Below are 17742 nucleotides of genomic sequence, written 5' to 3'. Positions count from 1 at the left end.
AAAACCTCCTGTAGATATTCCACACGGCTCGCTAATTCCCTCTTTTTTAGTTCATTTTTTTTCACGGCCAGGCTTAAATTATACCATAATTTCAATTCTAGCACTATTCTAGCAGGTTGAGTAGAGTTTTTTGCTCAGTTACGGGCCGTTTCCTGGCTTTCCGGCTTCGTTTCGTCAGCGGACGATGATGCGGCATCGTGCTTCTCCGTCTCTTTCGAAGCGGGGGTTTTGGTGTCCTTGCTATCTTTGCTTTCTTTGTTATCCTTGCTTTCTTTTCCGTCTGCGCTGTCTTTTGTATCCTTGGCGTTCGTTTTGTCCGAATCCTTACCAAAAGGAGAATGATAGTCCGCTTCCAGCATCGTAATTACGCCCCCTGATATTTTACTGCTTTGCAGGCTGGCGATGTAAGAATCCAAATATTTCATCTTTTCGGGCAAATACCCGATCGTCATTTGCACCTCGTATTGGGAACGGGTATATATCTTGATTTTGTCAGGATAGGAATCCGTCGGAGAAGGTTTAATCTCGGACACGTCAGAGAAGTAAGAGGCCGGCAGCTTGGACATGGCCAGACACAGCTTGACCTTGAGCGGATCGTCCTTCGACCATCCCGTCAAGATCGGCTTGTCCAGCGCAACGCCCTGCACCGTTACGGGCACAACGCTGGCGTCGGCGAGCAGCGCCTCAATCTGCCCGTTTTCTCCCACTTGGTAAGCCACCTTCGGATACTCGTGCACCTGAATGATCAGGCGCCCCGGGAATTTTTTGGACACTTCGACCGATTCGACCATCTTTAGTGCTTTGACCTGCGTTTCGACTTTGGAGGAGGAGACGGAAAAGAAGTGGTCCCCTGCTTTGACGGCGGCCGCTTGGGCGATTTCCTCCTTGGATACCAGCTCCTGTCCTTGAATCTCGATCTCCGTTATTTTGCTAAGCGACGATTGGAAGAAGAGAATCAGCAGAAGCGTAATGAAAAAGATAAATAAAAACAGCAGCAGCTTCTTGCTGCTCCGGCTTTTCGGATTCGGTTTCTTGATCACTGGGAGTCTGTCTTCCATAGGTGCCTCCTCTTCTGAACGCAACAAAGCCCGCATGGCAGGCTCTGTACGCTTTTGCGCCGGGCAGCTTGTCCCGGACAGGACCGGAACCGTCCGCAGGCCAGGCCTGAACGGTCGTCCTCACCCGCATTTGCCGGCATCGCCTGCACGATAACGCAAAACAAATACGGAATATGTAAACCGCAGGGTATCCCTTCTCCCATGGAAAAAGGGATATTCCAGCGGCTGTGGTCATATGGATGTATAAAGTGCTACTCCGTAGGCACCGGCGTCGTACGATGAATGCCCGCCCCAAGGGACGCGAGCATCAGTTCAATCCGGTCGTACCCCCGGTCGATATGATGAATTTGTTCGATGACGGTTGATCCCTGAGCCGCCAATCCGGCGATGACAAGCGCAGCGCCGGCGCGAAGGTCGGTCGCTTCCACGGTGGCGCCATACAGTCTGGGCACTCCCCGGATATAGGCCGAGTTCAAATCCACCCGGATATCCGCTCCCATGCGCGACAGTTCGTCTACATGCTTGAATCGTCCTTCAAATACGGTTTCCTTGACGATGCTTACCCCGTCGGCAAGACTGAGCAGCACCATGATTTGAGATTGCAGGTCCGTGGGGAATGACGGATAAGGCGAGGTCACGATTCTCTCCACCGATTTCGGCCGGCTGAGAGCGCACACGTTCATTATATCACCGTTAATTGTGATTTGAACACCTGCCCGCTTGAGCACATGAATGGCGGAGGTCAGATGAGCCGGACAAACCTTCTCCAGCGTCACGTTTCCTCTGGTAACCGCGGCGGCAATCATCAGCGTTCCGGCTACGATGCGATCGGGAATGATCCGGTAAGTACAGGGGATTAGTTCCGCTACGCCTTCGATGGTGATCGTATCCGTACCGGCTCCGATAATACGAGCGCCCATGGCGTTCAAAAAGTTTTGCAAATCCTGAATCTCGGGCTCACGGGCCGCATTGGTGATCGTCGTCATCCCCCGGGCCGTGGCGGCAGCCATCATGATGTTTTCGGTCGCGCCCACGCTCGGATAATCGAGCACGATTTCCGCACCGTGCAGCTCATTGGCCGTGCATACGATCTGGCTGCCGTTTTCTTCGATATGCGCTCCCAGGGCTGCCAGCCCTTGCAGGTGCAGATCGATTTTCCGCTCGCCGATCGCGCAGCCGCCCGGTTGATACAGCTCCACGCGTCCGAGACGGGAAAGCAGCGGGCCCATCAAAAAAATGGAGGATCGCATTTGGCTCATCAGGCTTTCGGGAATATGAAACTGATGAACGGCGTTCGTACTCACGGTTACGTTATCCCCGACCAACTCCGCCCTGCATCCAAGCGCCCGCAAAATGCCGAGCATCACGTGAATGTCCGACAAATCCGGCACGTTCTCAATCGTGATCGTTCCTTCCGCCATGATGCTGGCTGCCAGAATGGGTAAAGCGGCATTTTTCGCACCGTGAATTCTGATGGCTCCCGAGAGAGGTTTCCCGCCTTCGATAACCAACTTTTCCAAAGTCCCACCTCCGATTTACCGCTCACCCACCACCAATACTTCAGGTACAAGGCAGACGCCGAACTTCTCCTTCACGGCAGTCTTTACTTGTTCGATCAGGGTGAGCACGTCGTGGGCCGTCGCCTGCCCGGCGTTGACAATGAAGTTGGCGTGCAGCGGCGATACTTCGGCTCCGCCGACCCGAAGGCCTTTAAGTCCGGCTTCTTCGATCAGCTTGGCGGCGAAGTGTCCTTGAGGATTGCGAAAGACGCTTCCGGCGCAAGCAAGCTGCAGCGGCTGCGTCCGCAGCCTCCGGTCTTTGTACGAGGCGAGTGTAGCGGCAATCTCCTTGCGGTCCCCATACCGCAGCTGGAATACCGCCTCAGTCACAATCCCCGGCTTCGTCTGCAGAATCGAATGTCGGTAAGCATAAGCCAAATCCTCATTGTTCAGCGTCACCAACTCCCCTGTCGGGAGCAGCACTTCAGCCCGCAATAAGATGCGTGACACATCAGACCCGTGCGCCCCGGCGTTCATATAGACGGCGCCTCCCACGGTTCCCGGAATGCCCCCCGCGAACTCCAGACCGGTCAATCCTTCCTTGCCCGCCATCACCGACAGCTTAATGAACGAATAGGCTCCGCCGGCATAGACGAGCTCCCCTTCGAACCGTACGGTTTCCAGAGCATCCCCAAGCTTGATGACCGCCCCCCGTATCCCTTTGTCGGATACAAGCATGTTGGAGCCCCGCCCCAGAACCGTCCATGGAGTTTCGTGCCGGTTCAGCAGCTTTACCGCATCGATCAGCTGCGATCGTGTACGAGGAATGAGCAGAATGTCGGCCGGACCTCCGATTTTCCATGTGGTGTAAGGGGCAAGCGGTTCGTTCAGCCGCAACTCGCCGCAGGACCCGTTCAGCAATTCCGTTATGACCTGTTGCATGGGAAAACCTCCTTCACAGAACGACGCGGCGTCCGGCTTTCCGGTCAACGAGCTCCGGAACCAAGGACTGGCGGCACGCGCGGAGCTTCTGATTTGTTACGCCCCGGCTGCGCGCCGCTTCGCCATGTGTCTGTCACGGTATAGTGTAGTTTATGTGAAACGCATCAGAGTGTGACAATCGCCTAGTGCAAAATTCACTAGGCGCGAGGCAAACAATAGGTTTCAATCAGCTTCACGATGTGATCGGTGCCGTTGCCGTACGGATTCAGTTCCATCCGCCGGCGAATTTCATCCTGCTCCGCTGACAGGCCGGAGAGACTGGAAATCAGCGACTCCGGATTCAGCTCCTCCTCGAACAGCACCTTGCCGTAGCCCATGCCCCGGAACGATTCCGCGTTAAGAATCTGGTCTCCACGGCTCGCCTGACGGGTCAAAGGGATAAGCAGCATCGGCTTGCGCAGCGCAAGAAATTCGAAGATGGAGGTGGAGCCCGCCCGCGAGACGACCAGATCGGCGCAGGCGAGCAGATCGGGCAGCTCGTCCTTCACGTACGCATACTGCCGGTAGCCCCGGATTCGGTCGAAGGAAGGATCGGTATTTCCTTTCCCGCAAATATGAATGACCTGAAACCGCTCCAGTAACGCCTCCAGCGATTCGCGAACCGTTTGATTAATCCGCTGGGCGCCAAGGCTGCCGCCCATAATAAACAGGACCGGCTTTTGAGAATGAAAATCGTTCATTTGCAGCCCACGGGATGCTTTTCCCTCCAAGATCTGCTCACGGATCGGAAGACCGGTGCGTTCCGCTTTGTCTCTGCGGACATACTTCAACGTTTCGGGAAAAGTCACGCAAATACGGGAGACGAAGGGCATCGTAATCTTGTTCGCGAGGCCCGGGGTATAGTCGGACTCGTGCGAAATGACGGGAATTCCCCTCAGCTTGCTGGCCACGATAACCGGCACGGAAACGAAGCCGCCCTTGGAAAATACGATATGGGGCTTAATTTTGCCCAGAAGCCGGTAAGCCTGGCCGACGCCTTGCAGCACCTTGAACGGGTCTTTAAAATTTTTGACGTCGAAGTAGCGCCTCAGCTTGCCCGAAGCGATATGATGAAACGGAATTCCTTCGTGCTCGATAATTTCTTTCTCGATTCCATCCTTGGAGCCGATATATTCCATGTCCCAGCCGAGCTTGCGCAGCCTGGCCATCACCGCCAAATTCGGCGTCACATGACCGGCCGTACCGCCGCCGGTGAAGACGATTTTTCTCATAAAAGAAGGTCACCTCGAATACCGGGAAATGTTCAATAGCACGCCGATCGAGGTCAGCATCAGCGTTAGCGACGAGCCGCCGGCGCTGATTAGGGGCAAAGTGATGCCTGTGACGGGAAACATGCCGATCACGACGCCGATGTTGATGATCACCTGCACGGCAATCATGCCGACGATGCCCGTCGCTAGCAGACTGCCGAACGTATCCGGCGCGGTAATCGCCGTACGCAGCCCCCGCCAGACCAGCAGGGTGAACAGCAGCAGCACGAAGGAACCGCCTATAAAGCCGAGCTCCTCCGCAATGATGGAAAAGATAAAGTCCGTCTGCGGCTCGGGCAAATAGCTGTACTTTTGCCGGCTCATGCCCAGACCGAGACCGACCAGCCCCCCGGGACCGATCGCGTAAAGCGATTGAATCGCTTGATAGCCGGCGCCAAGCGGGTCCTGCCACGGGTCGAGAAAAGCGGTAATCCGCTTTAGCCGATAAGGCGCGGCAATAATCAAACCGACGAACCCGAGAATACCGACCAGCCCGAGATACGATAAATGCAGCAGCCGGGCTCCCGCCGTATAGATGATCAGCAACGAGGCGCCGACCAGCACCGCGCCCGTTCCAAGATCGGGCTGCAGCATGATGATTCCGAAAGCGAGGCCGACGAGGCCAAGCGGCGGCAGCAGCCCCCGGGTAAACTGCGTAATGGAGCTCTGCTGCTCGGACAGCCATTTGGACAAAAACACAATCATGCCCATTTTCATAAATTCGGACGGCTGAATGCCGAACGAACCGATCCCGAGCCAGCTGCGCGCCCCTCCGCGAACGACCCCGATGCCGGGAATGAGCACTGCGACCAACAGGATGAAACAAACGATCAAGATGATTTTGGCATATTTTTTCCAGATCCAATAATCGGCGTTCATCGTAAAAATCATCGCTGCGATGCCGAGCGCCGCAAACAGCGCTTGTCGCTTCAAATAGTACAGCGAGTCGCCGAACTCGCGGAACGCAAGCACCGCGCTGGCACTGTACACCATAACCACACCTACGGCAAGCAACAGGAGCGTGGAGCCCAACATCACCCAATCCGGAGTCGAACGTGCTTTCACCATACCGCCCACACCTCTACCTCTCGGTATTCTGGGAAGGAACCACTGATGCCAGCCCGACGCTTCCGGCTGACAGGGCTTGTTCCCCCCTTTTACAGGTTATGCACGGACTCCTTAAACATGCTACCCCTCTCCTCGTAAGAGGAAAACATGTCCCAGCTTGCGCATGCGGGCGATAGCAGCACCACGTCGCCGGGTTTCGCCAACGCTTGCGCCTGCCGTACCGCTTCTTCCACCGTTTCCCGTGCACCCTTAGCAGCAGTATCGACGGTTTGAATCCGGCTCATGCCTGCAAGGCGCGCCACACGGACGATTTTTTCCTTTGTCTCTCCGAAGGCGACAAGGCCTTTCACCCGGCTCTGGAACGCGGGCAGCAATTCCATGTAATCCGATCCGCGGTCAAGACCTCCCGCAATCAAAACGATGTCCTGCTTGAACGATTCGACCGTTTTGATCGTTGCCGTAGGATTCGTCGCTTTGGAATCGTTATAAAAGAGCACATCGCCCTTCCGCGCCACGTACTCAAGCCGGTGCTCCACGCCGCGGAACTCCTTCAGCACCCGGGCGATCGTCTCCGGCTTCACACCGGAAGCGACGGCCATGGCGCTGGCTGCCAGCGCGTTCTCCACGTTGTGGCTGCCCGGTATGCCGAGCTCCCGTACCGGCAGGATGCGGTGCGCTTGTCCATCTTTATCGCGGTAAACGATCGTATGTACCGTATCTTCATCCCCGGCGGCAAGCGGAGGCTGCACGAACAATCCGTAAGGCAGTTCCTCGCGAACGGAAAAAAGCAGCACGGAGGAGCGAATCGCGCCCGCCGTTTTGCGGCAGACCGGGTCGTCCCAGTTCAGCACGGCCGTGTCCGCTTCCGTTTGATTCGCAAACAGCTTCGTCTTGGAGACGACGTAATCGTCCATCGTCCCGTGATAGTCGAGATGCGTCTCATACACGTTCAGCAGAGCGCCCACGGCCGGGCGGAACGCGCGCGTTCCTTTGAGCTGAAAGCTGCTCAGCTCGACAACCATCCGGTTGTCCGCTTGGGCTTCCAAAGCAGCTTCCGTCAAAGCGCGTCCGATGTTGCCGGCTACGATTGGCTTTAACCCGCCCGCCTCGAGCATTAAACCGGTCCATGTCGTCGTGGTCGTCTTGCCGTTGGAGCCGGTTATTGCGATCATCGGGGCTTTGCAAATATGATAGGCGACCTCGACCTCCGTCACCACTTCGATTCCCAGCTCGGCCGCCCGCCGGACGGGTTCGATCGTATAAGGGATACCCGGATTTTTAACCACCAGCGCAACGCCCTCGTGTACAAGCCCTTCCGGATGGCTCCCGCAAACAACAGAAATACCCAGAGCCTCCAATTCGTCGGCCTCAGGGCATAAATGGCGTTCTTTCTTATCGTTGACGGCGACGACCGCGCCGCTTTCGTGAAACAATTTGGCGACAGCAACGCCGCTGCGTGCAAGACCTAGAATGACGACCTGACGGCCGCGGTACTGAGCGGGATGCTCCATGCCTACAACACCTCGTTAATATAAAGTCCGATACCGGCCAAAATCAGCCCGGCTGTCCAGAACGAAATAACCACGCGCCACTCCGACCAGCCGGTCAATTCGAAATGGTGGTGAATCGGGCTCATTTTGAACACTCGTTTCCCTCTCGTCTTGAAGGAGACAACTTGAATGATGACCGATAAAACTTCGACCACGAACACGCCGCCGATCAGCGCAAGCAAAATTTCCGCTTTGGTCAAAATGGCAACAGCCGCCAATCCTCCGCCGATGCCGAGCGAGCCGGTATCCCCCATGAATACTTTGGCCGGGTGAGCGTTAAATACCAGAAATCCGAGTACGGCACCGACCATTGCAGCACAGAAGATCGCGAGATTCGGCTGCGAGTTGTTCAAAGCAATGATGGCATAGGCGCCGAATGCGATCGCGCTGGTTCCGGCCAGCAAGCCGTCCAGGCCGTCCGTAAAGTTCACCGCATTGGACGTGCCGAGCAACAGGAAAGCCACGAACGGGAAGTACAGCCAGCCGATATCAAACGAAAAACCGATATAAGGGATCCGGATGTCCGTGTTGTGTCCGTTCTGTACCAGCAGGATACATACGATGACGGAGACGGCAAGCTGCCCAACCAGCTTTTGTCTGGCCGTCAAGCCGAGCGAGCGCTTAAACAAAATTTTAATATAATCGTCCAAAAATCCGATAAAGCCGTATCCAAGCGATGCGATAATGAGAATAAGCGTCTCGATGTTTTTCTCTCCGAAACGCAGCACGGCGAGCGCCAGCGCCAGCATGATGATGATCCCGCCCATCGTCGGCGTGCCTGCTTTCTTCAGATGCGCTTGCGGCCCTTCGGTACGGACCTGCTGCCCGAATTTGAGTCTGCGAAGAAGCGGAATGAATAAAGGTCCCATAATGACCGCAAGCAAAAAGGCCACGCCGAGCGTGATCATGACAATTTGAAAATCCACCGGACTATCCCCCCAATTGCATTAAAAACGATGCCACCTGCTCCATCCGCATGCCGCGCGAGCCTTTAATCAACACGACGTCGCGCGCTGCGGCAGCCTGACCGAGCGCACGGGCCAGCTCCTCTTTATCTTCAAAATGCCGGACGCGCTCCGCCGGAAACCGCTCCCTTGCTCCTTCGGCAATGTGCCGGGCCAGCTGGCCGTAGAGATACACCGCCTCCACCACGCCAGGATTGACGAAACGACCGACATCCCGGTGAAATTCCGCCTCTTCGGGACCGAGCTCGAGCATATCGCCGAGCACCGCGAATTTGCGGCTATAGCCCGTCGCTTCGTGCAGAAGCGAGAGGGCGGCCCGCATTGCGGTCGGGGAAGCGTTGTAGGCGTCATTCCATACGGTCAAGCCGGAAGGCGTGCACGACACTTCGATCCGCATTCCGGTAACGACCAGCGATTGCAAGCCTTCGGCCATCTTCGCCGCATCCAGCCCGAAATACTTCCCGACCGCGATCGCCGCCAGCGCGTTGACCGCATTATGTCCTCCAAGCAGCGGAATATAGAAAGGAACCCCCGGATCGGTATTGACGGAAAAATGCGTTCCTTTCGCATCCAGTTTAATTTCCAGAGGATACAGATCGTTGGACGCCCCCCTGCCGAACCGGACTTTGGTATAATGTTCGGCCCGCATGCGTCCAGGCTGAGCCAGCTCCGGCAGAACCTCCTCAATCAGAGGCTCATCCCCGTGATAGATCAGTGCCCCGCCGGGTTGGAGTCCTGCTAAAATTTCCGTTTTGGCTCGCGCGATTTCGGTGCGTGAGCCGAGCTGGAGCAGATGCGCATCTCCGATATTCGTGATGACGGCAAGCTCCGGCTCGGCGAGCCGGGACAGCAGCTCAATCTCGCCCCGCCCGCTCATGCCCATCTCAAGGACGGCGATCTCGGTATCCTCATCCAGCTCCAGCAAGGTGAGCGGAAGACCGATGTGATTATTATAGTTCCCTGCCGTCTTATGCACACGGAAGGACGTAGCCAGCACGGCTCCCGTCATATCTTTTGTCGTCGTTTTGCCGTTGCTGCCCGTGATGCCGACAACGCGTACCTTCAACTGACGGCGATAGGCTTGGGCGAGATGCTGAAGCGCCGACAGCGTATCGTCCACAAGAATCAACGGCTTGCCCTGCGGCGGATTAGGACGGTCCGTCTGCCACAGCGCTGCGGCTGCGCCACCTTCGAAAGCGGCATCGGCAAACGCATGCCCGTCGAACGATTCCCCGATCAGCGGCACATATAAGCTGCCTTCCGCCAGAGTGCGCGTATCCTTCGAAACGCCGCGAATCACGGCATCGCCGGGCGTTCCTTGCGCCAAGGTCCCTCCGGCCATGACGGCAATCTCGGCCAACGTACGTCTGATCACTGCAACCGTCCCCTTATCGCGTTTTCCGCTACCAGCCGATCGTCAAACGGATGCTTGACGCCCTGGATGTCCTGATACGTTTCGTGCCCTTTTCCCGCAATCAATACTACATCCTTAGGGGTTGCCCGGGCAATCGCTTTTTGAATGGCCTGTCTACGGTCGGCGATCAGCTCGTAACGCTCTTTGTCCCAGCCCGCCTCGACAAGGCCCGGTTCGATATCCCGGAGAATGCTTTCCGGATCTTCGGTGCGCGGATTGTCGGAAGTGACGAATACGTAATCGCTGTATTTGGCCGCCACGCCTCCCATGAGCGGACGTTTGGCGCGGTCACGGTCCCCGCCGCAGCCGAATACGCAATAAACTTTGCCTTCCGCAAATTGCCGGATCGTCGAGAGCGCGTTCTCCAAGCCGTCCGGCGTATGGGCATAATCGACAAGCACAAGAGACTCCTGCCCCGCATCCACGATCTCCATCCGTCCTTCGACGGAAGTCATGCTGCCGAGACTGGCGGCAATCCGCTCCAGCTCGATCCCTTCCGCCAACGCTGCGGCGATGGCGCCAAGCGCGTTGTACACGTTGAACCGGCCGACCAGCCGCATCTTCACCTCGGCCGTGCCGCGATAGGTGATGCAGCGGAATCGGGTGCCCTTGGCGGTTATTTCTATGTCCTCCGCCCTCACGTCGGCTGCGGGATTGTCTATGCCGTATACGATCGTCTGCGCAGGCGTATGCTTGGCAAAGTAGTCGGAGGCCGGATCGTCTCCGTTCAGCACGGCATATTGGCGCTGATCAACCGCAGGCGCGAATTCGTTGCCGAGTCTGGAGAACAACAGACCCTTGGCCTCCCGGTACCGCTCCATCGTTTGGTGATAGTCCAAATGATCCTGCGTTAAATTCGTAAACAAGCCGGTACGGAACCGGCAGCCGTTCACCCGGCCCATATCGAGGCCGTGCGAAGAAACTTCCATGATGCAGTAATCGGTTCCCGCATCGGCCATTTCGCGCAAAATACGCTGAAGCTCAATCGCCTCTTGCGTATTGGTCTTTTCGTTCGGATGACGGACATCACCGATCTTCACATGGATATTCCCCATTAATCCGGTTTGAAAACCTTGGTCCGATAATATTTTTTCCAATAAATACGTTGTCGTCGTCTTGCCGTTCGTTCCCGTTACGCCGATGAGCTTCAGCTCCCGGCTAGGATATCTGTAGAAATGGCAGGCTAATGCCGCCATGGCGTAACGCACCTGTTTTACCAGCAGCACGGGGACGTCCGCTTCGATCTCCCGTTCCGCAACCAAAGCGGCAGCTCCCTGCGCAACCGCCTGCCCGGCATAATCGTGACCGTCGGTCTTTAGCCCGGGTACGCAAAAAAACAAATCTCCGGGCCGGACCTTGCGGGAATCGGTCGCGAGACCGTGAATATGGGTATTGCCGTCACCGATAATCTTGCTGACGGCAAGCTGGGCTGCCAGCTCCTTCAGTTGCATGTTGTGTCCCCCTCCGTTTTTGCACATGGTACCATTATGGACAAAAAAATGCGTGCTGAAAAGCCCATTTCCCCAAATGTTACCGTACTTTCATCTATCCGTCAGCCTTCACTGCGCCTGCGGTTTCCCGCCTCCCGGCGGACTCGCCTCGGACAAATAGATCCGGATCGTCGAGCCTTGCTCCACCCGGGTCCCGGCTTTCGGCACCTGGCTGATCACGGTGCCGCCCGTGCCGGATTTCGCCAGCTGAAAATTCATATTCATGCTTTCGTAAATATCCGTGATGCTCATGCCTACCAGATTCGGCACTTCCACAATTTTCGTATCGCCGTACACGTATTTGCGGTCCATTTGATCTTTGCGCGGAGGGACCTTCATGTAACGAAGCGTGTCCTCCATAATTCCCTTGACAAGCGGAGCGGCGACCAATCCGCCGAACTGGATGCCCTGGGGATTATCGACCGCGGCGTACACGACGACTTTCGGATCGTCGGCCGGGGCAAACCCGATAAAGGAGACGATGTGCTCGCTCGCGGAATAACGTCCGTTCACGACCTTTTGCGCGGTCCCCGTCTTTCCTCCTACCCGGTAACCGTCAATAAACGCATTGCGCCCGGTTCCGTTCGCCACGACGCTCTCCAGCGTCTCACGTACCTGCTTGGAGGTCGCTTCGGAGATCACCTGACGCACCAGCTCCGGCTTCATCTCATCGACCAGCGCGCCGGTATCCGGATTAAACCAAGCCTTCGCCACATGCGGCTTAAACAGCTTTCCGCCGTTCACGGCTGCGGATACGGCCGTAATTTGCTGAATCGGCGTGACGGAGACTCCTTGCCCGAACGAGGTGGTGGCCAATTCGACCGGACCCACCCGCGACGGCTTGAACATAATTCCGTTCTCTTCACCGCCGAGATCGATCCCTGTTTTTTTACCGAACCCGAAGTTATAAATATACTCGAAAAGCTTCTCCTTGCCAAGTCTTTGGCCCATGACCACGAAGCCCGGGTTGCAGGAATTTTCCACCACCTGCAGGAACGTCTCGCTGCCATGCCCGCCCCGCTTCCAGCACCGCAGCCGGGCTCCCGCCACCTCAATTGCACCCGGATCGAAAAATCCTTCCGTCAAGTTCACCTTTTTCTCCTCGAGTGCCGCCGCAAGCGTAATAATCTTGAAGGTGGACCCCGGCTCGTAGGTCATCCAAATCGGCAAATTCCGGTTGTAGTTCTCGACCGGATACGCCTTATAGTTACCCGGCTCGTAGCCCGGCCTCGATCCCATGGCCAAAATTTCTCCGTTATTCGGGTCCATGGCAATGGCGATGACATGATTCGGTTGATATTTGAGCATCGCTTGATCCAGCTCGCGTTCCATGATGGCTTGAATATTGCTGTCGATCGTCAACTGAAGGTTCAGGCCGTCGAGCGGCTTCTTGTACTCGTCGGTCGATCCGGGCATCGACTTGCCTGCGGCGTCGGCCAAATACGAAATGCTGCCGCCTATGCCCGTCAATGTCCGGTTATACTTCAATTCTATGCCCGTCAATCCTTGATTATCAATCCCGGTAAAGCCGAGCACGTGCGCCGCCAAACTGCCGAACGGATAATATCTCTTGTTATCCTCGGTCACGACGATGCCGGGGAGCTTCATATCGCGGATTTCCCGTGCTTTTTCCTGCGTGATTTTGCGCCCCGCCGGCTTAATATAAGCGCTCGACGCTCTCGTTGTCAGCTGCTTGTAAATCGTTTCCCGGCTTGCGTCCAGCGCCGCCGCCAGCTTGGCCGCGGTTGCCTCGGGATCTTGAATTTGCGCCGGTATGGCCATCACCGTAGGCGAGCTTATGTTGTAAGCGAGCTGCGCCCCGTTCCGGTCCAGGATTTCCCCCCGCTTGGCCGTTACGGGAATGTCGCGGCGCCATGAATCTTCCGCTTTGTCCGACAGCTCCGGTCCGAGCCAGATTTGCACGTACGCGAGCCGCACCGCCAAAGCCAGAAAAATAGCCGTTCCGACAATCAGCGCGGCGAACAACCGACGGCGAACCGTTACGTTCGATGCCCTCATGCCCGCTCCTTCCCCTTCCTGAAAGAGAATTGTTTCATATCATCCCTATTCAGGACAACCAGGGGTTAGAACAAGCTATGGCTGCGCCGATGCCGTTTTTTTGGACCCGCCATCGGCGTTTTGCTTGACGGAATCGGTATTTTTCTTACTTGTGCCCGACTTTCCGCTGTCTCCCGTCGCCTTGGCCGAGGATGAATCCGCCTTCGCCGTTTTATCGGACTTGCCCGATTTATCCGACTTGTCGGATTTGTCCGTCTTGCCGGCTACCGCAGTCTCAAGCAGGTCCTTATACGATTTTAGCTGCAAAGTGAGCACACGCGATTCGCCAGAGCTTTCCAGCGCCTGATCCGATACATACCCTTCGCCGGTCGATTGACAGCGCACCTTGAGGAAGGAGCATACCTCAAGGGCATCGCGCAGCGATTTCCCGGATAAGTTGGGCACCGGAACATCCGCGCCTTCCTGCAACAGTACATACATTCGCTGCGCCCCGCCGATTTCGGTACCTGGCAGTGGAGACTGGGCGATGACCTTCGGCCCTTGACCGATCGGCTCGACGGAAATGCCGAGCTTGTTCACCGCCGCTTTGGCATCTTCCAGCGAAAGGCCGGTCAGATCCGGCATCTTGCCCTGCGGCGCTTTCTCTGTCGGCTGGGAGGTCTGCTCATGGGTTGTGCTCGGCGCAATCCCCATGTACCGTAGTGACTGCGATACGATCTCTTTAAAGGCAGGAGCCGTTACATCGCTCCCTAAATGATAGTTGCCGCCGAGATCCGGATCGTCCGCCATAATTGCCACCAGAATCTTCGGATCATCGAGAGGCGCGTAGCCGATGAATGAAACCATCCACCGGCCTTCCGCATAACCGACATGGCCGGGAAGCACGAAGTTCGCCGTACCCGTCTTTCCGGCCACACGATAGCCTTCGATATATGCCCTCCGACCTGTTCCGATTTGCTGGTCGGATACAACCTGCTCCAAGTATTCGCCGACCTGTTTGGCCGTTTCGGGGGAAACGACCTCGCGGATGACCTTGGGTTCGTACTTCTCGATAATTTCGCCGGTGTCCGGGTTCGTGATCTGCTTGATGACATGGGGCCACATCAGCTTGCCCCCATTCGCAATAGCGGCGTATGCCGCCGTTTGTTGGATCATGGTGGCGGTTAGCCCCTGTCCATATGTCGCTGTAGCGTACTCGGGGGCGTATTGCATTTTAACCCGTCCCGCCACTTCTCCGGAAATGTCGATGCCCGTTTTCGCTCCGAATCCGAATTTGTCGATATATTGCCGCAGCTTGTCCGTTCCTAACTTCTCAAGTCCCAGCTTCACAAATGCAACGTTACTCGAGCGTTTCAACCCTTCGAGGTATGATATTTTGCCCCAACCCACGCGGTTATGGTCATGGAGTTCCCGGTCGGCGACAATGATTCTGCCGGACTGATACTTGTCTTCCGGAAAAAACACGCCTTCCTCTATCGCTGCAGCCAGAGTAACAAGCTTGAACGTTGAGCCCGGCTCGTATTGCGAGGCGACGGCGTGATTGAGGAAATCCGACTGGTTTTTCGTCTCGCCATACTTGTTGGGATTGAAGGTCGGCATGTTCGCCAGTCCGAGAATTTCCATCGTCTTCGGATCGACCGCGATCGCGGTGAGGCTTTTCGGATGCCATTTGTCATATGTCTTCTGCAGCGCATTCTCGATGTAGAATTGAATATTTTTATCGATCGTCAGTTGCACGTTGCTGCCGTTCACCGCAGGCTGATACCGGCTTTTTGAACCGGTCAGCTCAACGCCATAACGGTCTTTCTCGTAATTCAGAAAACCCTGAACGCCTTTTAAGTAGTTGTCGAGCTGCGCTTCCATCCCCATCACCGGCTTGCCCTCCTTGTTGGTATAGCCGATCAGATGGGCGGCAAGCTGACCTGCAGGGTAAAACCTCTTAATCTCGGGCACAAGCACAATACCGACGGGCGTTTTCTCTTTTGGAAACTTCGCCTGCAGCTGTTGAACGAATTGTTTGATTTTATCGGCCGTCTCCATGTCGATCTTCCAGCCCTCGTTGCGGATTTCAATCTGGTCCATGAGCGTCCATTCCCGCTTGGCTTCCAAACGCTTGCGTATTTTGTCTTCCAGCGCCGCAACGTTCGCGGGATCTCCGGAGGCAGCCAAAATGGCTGCCAGACCTTTTACAACTTCTTCCTGATTGTTGTTGTCTTTAATCGTCCGGGGAACCAGAGCCAGTGTAAACGCCGGTGAATCTTCCGCAAGCACCTTGCCGTTCCGGTCAAAAATACTGCCGCGGACCGGCTGAATGATCTTCTCTTTCGACCATTGATTTTCTTTAACCTCCGTGACCAGTCTGGCGCCATCGACGACTTGCACCCAATAGATGCGGGTGATCAGGACAACAAAAAGGAGGGTGAATCCCCCTCCGATGAGTAACGAACGCAATTTTACCTTTTTGGTCATCGTATCTCCTCCCTACTCCAACGGACAGATCAGGGCTGATCCTTTGTTTTTTTGGATGGGGCTCCACCGGCCGGCGGCGTTTTGGAAGCGACGCTTTGTCCCGAGGACTTGGTCGATCCTTGCGGTTTCGTCTGATTCGGCTCGGCAACGCTGTAGCCGCGGCTGCGGGCTTCTTCCTCAAGACGCTGATGGTCGGAGAGCGCGTCCACCTTTTGCTTCAGAATGCTGTTCTCCGCTTCCAGCTTGGCAATGTTCTTCTCAATGTCTTGAATCTTTGAGCTCATCTCGTAAATTTGCGCATAACGCCAGATGATCACACCCGCAACGACGACGCAGACGGCAACCGTAAACAAATAGAGCAGCTTTTCTTGTACCGGCAACGTTTTGTTCCGGTAAACGATCTTTTTCGTTTCCTTGACTTTGACTTTGTTCTCGGTCCGCTGTTCAACTGCTAAATTTCCTTGAATATAAGCCGGCAAGATGCTTTTCCCCCTCGGTTCATAGTTTTTCCGCGATTCTCAGCTTGGCCGAACGGGCGCGCGGATTCGCTTCGAGCTCTTCCGCTCCGGCTTCGATCGGTTTGCGGTTCACCAGCTTAACGATGCCGGCCGATCCGCACACGCACATCGGAAAGTCGGGCGGGCACGTGCATTTGGCCACATATTTAGCAAACGTTTGTTTACATATCCGGTCTTCGAGCGAATGAAACGTAATCACCGCTGCCCGGCCTCCCGGGGCCAGACAACGGATGGTTTGCTCCAGCGCGTCTTCGAAGGCGCCGAGCTCATCGTTTACGGCGATCCGCAGCGCCTGAAAGCTGCGCTTGGCCGGATGCGGTCCGGTGCGCCTCGCCGCTGCGGGAATCGATTCCTTGATCAACTCGACGAGCTGACCCGTCGTTTCGATCGGAGCCTTGGCGCGAGCGGCGGCAATGGTCGCTGCGATACGGCGCGAGAACTTCTCTTCCCCGTACTCAAATAAAATTTGCGCAATCTCCTGTTCCGGCCAAACGTTAACGATATCTTTCGCCGTGAGCGGAGCCGTCCGATCCATCCGCATATCCAGCTCGGCGTCATGATTGTAGCTGAAGCCGCGGTCAGCCTCGTCGAGCTGCGGGGACGACACGCCCAAATCGAACAAAATCCCGTCCACCTGCGGACGGCCGTCTCGCAAAGCGCGCGGGACTTGGGCAAGCTCGCGCTCTAAATGGCGAAAGTTGCTGCGGATCAGCTTCACCCGATCCATAAGCGGAGCGAGCCGTTCCCTGGCATTGGCCAGCGCCGCGTCGTCTTGATCGAAGGCGATAAGCAAGCCCTCCGGCCCGAGGCGCGAAGCGATCTCGTAGCTGTGCCCCGCTCCCCCGAGCGTGCAATCGACATAGACGCCGTCCGGTTGTATATGTAATCCTTCCACTGCTTCCTGCTTAAGTACGGTCACATGATGAAACATCCCGCTGCTCCTCCTACGCCGGCATTTTCCCGGGGTTATAGATCAAAGTTAAAATCGACCAGTTTCTCCGCAATCTCGGCGAACGATTCCTCCGATTGCTGAAAGTAGTTTTCCCAGATCGACTTGCTCCAAATCTCCACCCGATTGGAAACGCCGATAACGACACAATCTTTCTCCAGCTTGGCGTGCTCGATCAGATTGTTGGGCAGGTTGACCCTGCCCTGCTTGTCCAGCTCGCATTCGGTGGCGCCGGAGAAAAAGAACCGGGTAAAGGCGCGAGCGTCAGACTTCATGAGCGGCAGCGCTTTGAGCTTCTGCTCCAGCACCGCCCACTCATTCATGGGATAAACGAATAAACATTGGTCCAGGCCGCGAGTGACGATGAATGATGTTCCCAGGGCTTCGCGAAACTTGGCCGGCACGATCATCCGGCCTTTTTCGTCAACGGTATGTTGATACTCCCCCATGAACACCACTCGCCACCCCCTTTCCTCCACTTTACCCCACTT

14 protein-coding genes are annotated in these 17742 nt (G+C 56.1%); all 14 read right to left on the bottom strand.

The annotated features are described in order from the left end of the window. Window positions 1-134: 134 nt before the first annotated feature. The gene (locus tag PEH01S_RS08485; protein ID WP_025853415.1) at window positions 135-1058 is read right to left on the bottom strand and encodes a cell division protein FtsQ/DivIB; all 924 of its coding nucleotides are present in this window, start codon (window positions 1056-1058) and stop codon (window positions 135-137) included. 251 nt (window positions 1059-1309) lie between these two features. Beyond that, window positions 1310-2578: a UDP-N-acetylglucosamine 1-carboxyvinyltransferase gene (murA, locus tag PEH01S_RS08480; RefSeq protein ID WP_025853416.1), complete on the bottom strand. Its 1269-nt coding sequence runs from the start codon at window positions 2576-2578 to the stop codon at window positions 1310-1312. A gap of 15 nt (window positions 2579-2593) precedes the next feature. After that, on the bottom strand, window positions 2594-3499 hold the full coding sequence (gene murB, locus PEH01S_RS08475) for a UDP-N-acetylmuramate dehydrogenase (protein ID WP_127484840.1): 906 nt from the start codon (window positions 3497-3499) through the stop codon (window positions 2594-2596). Window positions 3500-3696: 197 nt separating this feature from the next. Then, window positions 3697-4770 carry an undecaprenyldiphospho-muramoylpentapeptide beta-N-acetylglucosaminyltransferase gene (locus PEH01S_RS08470; RefSeq protein WP_025853418.1) on the bottom strand — a complete coding sequence of 358 codons (1074 nt, stop codon included), beginning with the start codon at window positions 4768-4770 and terminating at the stop codon, window positions 3697-3699. A 9-nt stretch (window positions 4771-4779) separates the two neighbouring features. Beyond that, window positions 4780-5877 carry a stage V sporulation protein E gene (spoVE, locus tag PEH01S_RS08465; protein ID WP_025853419.1) on the bottom strand — a complete coding sequence of 366 codons (1098 nt, stop codon included), beginning with the start codon at window positions 5875-5877 and terminating at the stop codon, window positions 4780-4782. 89 nt (window positions 5878-5966) lie between these two features. Continuing rightward, window positions 5967-7388 (bottom strand): UDP-N-acetylmuramoyl-L-alanine--D-glutamate ligase, encoded by a 1422-nt coding sequence (murD, locus tag PEH01S_RS08460; protein WP_127484838.1) that lies wholly within the window; start codon window positions 7386-7388, stop codon window positions 5967-5969. Window positions 7389-7390: 2 nt separating this feature from the next. After that, window positions 7391-8353, bottom strand: a complete 963-nt coding sequence (mraY, locus tag PEH01S_RS08455; protein ID WP_025853421.1) for a phospho-N-acetylmuramoyl-pentapeptide-transferase — start codon at window positions 8351-8353, stop codon at window positions 7391-7393. A 4-nt stretch (window positions 8354-8357) separates the two neighbouring features. Beyond that, window positions 8358-9767, bottom strand: a complete 1410-nt coding sequence (locus PEH01S_RS08450; protein WP_025853422.1) for a UDP-N-acetylmuramoyl-tripeptide--D-alanyl-D-alanine ligase — start codon at window positions 9765-9767, stop codon at window positions 8358-8360. After that, entirely contained in the window at window positions 9764-11257 is a 1494-nt protein-coding gene (locus PEH01S_RS08445) for a UDP-N-acetylmuramoyl-L-alanyl-D-glutamate--2,6-diaminopimelate ligase (protein WP_025853423.1), read from the bottom strand. The genes PEH01S_RS08450 and PEH01S_RS08445 overlap by 4 nt, the downstream gene beginning before the upstream one ends. A gap of 108 nt (window positions 11258-11365) precedes the next feature. Beyond that, window positions 11366-13315: a stage V sporulation protein D gene (locus tag PEH01S_RS08440; protein ID WP_127484836.1), complete on the bottom strand. Its 1950-nt coding sequence runs from the start codon at window positions 13313-13315 to the stop codon at window positions 11366-11368. A 75-nt stretch (window positions 13316-13390) separates the two neighbouring features. Continuing rightward, window positions 13391-15784: a penicillin-binding transpeptidase domain-containing protein gene (locus PEH01S_RS08435; protein ID WP_025853425.1), complete on the bottom strand. Its 2394-nt coding sequence runs from the start codon at window positions 15782-15784 to the stop codon at window positions 13391-13393. A gap of 29 nt (window positions 15785-15813) precedes the next feature. Further along, window positions 15814-16263, bottom strand: coding sequence for a cell division protein FtsL (gene ftsL, locus PEH01S_RS08430; RefSeq protein WP_025853426.1), 450 nt, complete (start codon window positions 16261-16263; stop codon window positions 15814-15816). Window positions 16264-16282: 19 nt separating this feature from the next. Further along, the gene (rsmH, locus tag PEH01S_RS08425; protein WP_025853427.1) at window positions 16283-17233 is read right to left on the bottom strand and encodes a 16S rRNA (cytosine(1402)-N(4))-methyltransferase RsmH; all 951 of its coding nucleotides are present in this window, start codon (window positions 17231-17233) and stop codon (window positions 16283-16285) included. Window positions 17234-17268: 35 nt separating this feature from the next. Beyond that, window positions 17269-17706, bottom strand: a complete 438-nt coding sequence (gene mraZ, locus PEH01S_RS08420; RefSeq protein WP_010491914.1) for a division/cell wall cluster transcriptional repressor MraZ — start codon at window positions 17704-17706, stop codon at window positions 17269-17271. Window positions 17707-17742 lie beyond the last annotated feature (36 nt).

It is taken from the genome of Paenibacillus ehimensis NBRC 15659 (genome assembly GCF_004000785.1).
Lineage (GTDB): Bacteria > Bacillota > Bacilli > Paenibacillales > NBRC-103111 > Paenibacillus_G > Paenibacillus_G ehimensis.
This window is presented reverse-complemented; position numbering and strand designations above follow the sequence as displayed.